The 3,428-nt window shown below is 35.2% G+C and carries 3 protein-coding genes; all 3 read left to right on the forward strand.

Features of this window, described 5'->3' with window-relative positions; genetic code table 11:
* Positions 1–137: 137 nt before the first annotated feature.
* Genes J5V48_RS09530 through J5V48_RS09540 form a run of 3 tightly spaced genes read left to right on the forward strand, consistent with a single transcriptional unit; the run spans position 138 to position 3,338 of the window.
* Positions 138–1,370, forward strand: a complete 1,233-nt coding sequence (locus tag J5V48_RS09530) for a tyrosine-type recombinase/integrase (RefSeq protein ID WP_219938377.1) — start codon at positions 138–140, stop codon at positions 1,368–1,370.
* Positions 1,357–2,301, forward strand: coding sequence for a tyrosine-type recombinase/integrase (locus J5V48_RS09535; RefSeq protein WP_219938378.1), 945 nt, complete (start codon positions 1,357–1,359; stop codon positions 2,299–2,301). Before J5V48_RS09530 ends, J5V48_RS09535 begins: the two co-directional genes overlap by 14 nt.
* Positions 2,298–3,338 (forward strand): tyrosine-type recombinase/integrase, encoded by a 1,041-nt coding sequence (locus tag J5V48_RS09540; RefSeq protein ID WP_219938380.1) that lies wholly within the window; start codon positions 2,298–2,300, stop codon positions 3,336–3,338. The genes J5V48_RS09535 and J5V48_RS09540 overlap by 4 nt, the downstream gene beginning before the upstream one ends.
* Positions 3,339–3,428: the final 90 nt, after the last annotated feature.

Consider the following 3,428-nt stretch of genomic DNA (forward strand, 5'->3'; position numbering starts at 1 on the left):
ACACCACTTATCCCGACTTTATGATTATACCGAAAAACATCAAAATCGGCTTAGTTACGCCCATCAATACATAAAAAGTCGGGATAACTTTTCATTCTATAATGAAGTAGCCTTAATTCATAAAGGAGACACTCATTATGGAAAAAAATATTTTTGACATCATTGCCAAAGCAAATGAAATACTTGAATCGCTAAGATTATCACGTTCAACAATACGTGCTTATCAAGCAAGGAGTTTCGCCCCAATCATCAAAGCCTATGAAGAAAGAGGCTGTACCATTTTTCAACCAGAAATCATGAAACAACTGCTTAATGAAGCAGATAAGCTATTTCAAGATCATGCTATCTCTAGAAAATCATTAAATTTTAGGCGGCGGGGGATCTGTATTCTTAATGAAATTCATGAAACAGGTACATTTGAATGGAAGATTTTTCTCCCCCAAAAATCTAGAGATTTACCCTCCTTCTTTACAGAAATCTTGAAAAATTTCATTGAAAGCCTACCTAATAATAAACATTCTTTAAGAATCATCAAAAGCATAGTTTCTCGTTTTTTTGTTTTTTTAAAAAACAGAAATATAAATGACTTAAATGGTATATCTGCAGGAGATATCCGTGATTTTCTTTCTCAGATTCATGAAACAAAAGCAGGGAGCATGGATGAAGTTATTTCAACAATGAAAAAACTTCATCAGTTTCTTTCCCTAAAAGGTTATAAAACTGATAATTATTGGCTACTTCTTTCCTCCCCAAGATGCCGTGACCACAAAGTTAAGCCTGCAATGCCAAACGAAGATATGATTTTAATTATCAATCAAGTCAACAGAAAAAAAGCTCCAGGTAAACGTGATTTTGCAATTTTATCTCTTGCCTTAACAACAGGTCTACGCGCAGGAGATATAGCTTCGCTAACATTGACTGATATCCATTGGAAAGAACTAGAATTACATGTTTTACAAGGAAAAACAAACAAGATTGTTGTTCTTCCGTTGCAATCACCTGTCCGTGATGCTCTTGCTGATTACATTCTTAATGAACGTCCAGAATCTACTTGCAAAAATGTATTTCTAAGAAGCTGTGCTCCATATGATGCGTTTAAGGATGGAGTATCTATTGCATGTATTTTTCGAAAGTATCTTAAAAAAGCAGGAATAAGCCATATCGTAAATGACGGAAAAACGTTTCATGGTATCCGGAGAGCTGTTGGTACCTCTATGGTTGCAAAAGGAGTTCCTGTTACCACCGTTTCACAAGTTCTAGGACATCAGTCAATTCGAGCTACTAGACAATATATTTCACTTGATTTATATGGACTTAAGAAGTGTGCACTTTCAATGAAGTCATTAGGAGGTGCTCATGAAATTTCTTGAAAAACAGATAGAAGATATGCTTCTATATAAAGAAAGTCTTGGCTATTCAAGGCGGACTTATTCGTATTTTTTGAATGATCTAGCTAGGTATATAGATAAAAAAGTCAATGTTAGTGAAACATTGTCGATTTCTGATATTCTGCCTTGGTGTATACAAAGAGATACAGAGAAAGCAGAAGGATTTCGTCGAAGAATAACTGCCGCAAGAGAATTTACAAAATACCTATACGCCATAGGTAAATGTGACACAATTCTATCGATGGATCTTGTTCCTTCCACACACAGATATACCCCATATCTTTTTACGGATGAAGAACTGCGAACTTTATTTCGAACCTGTGATAAACAGAAATCAAACTCCAAAAATCCATTATATGGAGATATTATTTCAGTTATTTTTAGGTTGATATATTTTTGTGGACTTAGGCCAAATGAAGGTCGTGAATTATACAGGAAAGATATTGATACTAACCGATGCACGCTATTTATAAGGAAAAACAAGAGTCATAAGGAACGCTTGATTCCAATGGCAGAGGATCTTTCTAACTTATGTAAAAAATATATCTCGAAAAGAGATATTCTGTTTCCTGATTCAGAGTTAATGTTTCCATCAATAACAGGAGAAGCTTATTCATCAAAGTGGCTGACACAACAGTTTCTTAAAATATGGGCACAAGCCTTTCCTGAAAATAAAGACGCCAAAGTTAGAATATATGATCTTCGCCATCGTTTCGCTACAACTGTTCTACAAGAATGGATTGACAATAGTGAAGACCTTTATACAGCGCTCCCATACTTAAGTTCCTATATGGGACACAGTGACTATAAGCATACAGCCTACTACATACATTTACTGCCAGAAAGACTTTTAAAATCATCTGCTATTAACTTGGAATATTTCCAAACTCTGATTCCGGAGGTGTGCTCATGACTAAAGACTCAAAAGTGTTCTATCAGATACTGCGAGATTTTCTGATAGTTTACCTACCAAAGCAGAAAGCTGCCAGTTTCAATACGATACGTTCATACAAGACAGCCTTGAATATGTATCTGGACTACTCATGTCAAAAACTAAAAATTAAACTTGATAGCTTTGATTTTTCGTTTGCAACCAGAGAATTACTTGAAGACTTTCTAGAGTTTTTGGAAGATGAATGTCATTGTTCTGTAACAAGCAGAAACCAGAGGCTAGCGGCAATCCGTCGTTTTTTCAGGTATGCATCAGAAAAAGATTCTATTTTTATTTCATCCTATCATGAAATATCTTTAATACCGGTCAAGAAAGTGCCTGATCATGAGATTGAATTTTTTTCAGAAAAGGCATTGGAGGCAATACTGGCGACACCTGAGACATCCACCATAAAAGGCATTCGAGATCTTACATTAATGATCCTGTTATATGACAGTGCAGCCCGCATACAAGAAATCCTTGATTTAAAGCTTCAGGATTTACATATTAACGATAACGAAAGATATGTTGTACTTACAGGGAAAGGAGGTAAAACCCGTTTAGTCCCATTAATGCAAAAAACAGTAGATCATTTGAACAAGTATATAGAACTTTTCCATAATGGCAGTAGCGATACAGTGTTCCTTTTTTATGTGACAAGAAAAGGGGTACAAAATCAAATGTCACAGGATAATGTATCGAAATTCATAAAAAAATACGGTGAAATCGCAAGAAATAAATGCTCTGAGGTGCCAGAACATTTATATGTACATATGTTTAGACATTCTAGAGCAATGCATCTTTATCGACATGGGATGCCAATGCCACTGCTTTCAGAGTGGTTAGGTCATACACAGATGGAAACAACCATAAAATATTATGCAAATGCTGATGTTAGGATGAAACAAGATGCAGTTGAAAAAGCAACTTCAGACTTTAATACAATCATCAGTTCTGCAGTTGATTTTACATTTGATAATGATGATGTAGTTTTCAAGAGACTGTATGGACTTATGTAAAAGTTATCCCGACTTTTTATGTACTGATGGGCGTAACTAAGCCGATTTTGATGTTTTTCGGTATAATCATAAAGTCGGGATAAGTGGTGT

This window comes from Succinivibrio faecicola, from assembly GCF_019448115.1.
Lineage (GTDB): Bacteria > Pseudomonadota > Gammaproteobacteria > Enterobacterales > Succinivibrionaceae > Succinivibrio > Succinivibrio faecicola.

Bases quoted from the DNA above. Each gene is read 5' to 3' on its own strand.
- J5V48_RS09535 (WP_219938378.1), top strand. From the start codon at position 1,357: ATGAAATTTCTTGAAAAACAGATAGAAGATATGCTTCTATATAAAGAA.
- J5V48_RS09530 (WP_219938377.1), top strand. From the start codon at position 138: ATGGAAAAAAATATTTTTGACATCATTGCCAAAGCAAATGAAATACTT.
- J5V48_RS09540 (WP_219938380.1), top strand. From the start codon at position 2,298: ATGACTAAAGACTCAAAAGTGTTCTATCAGATACTGCGAGATTTTCTG.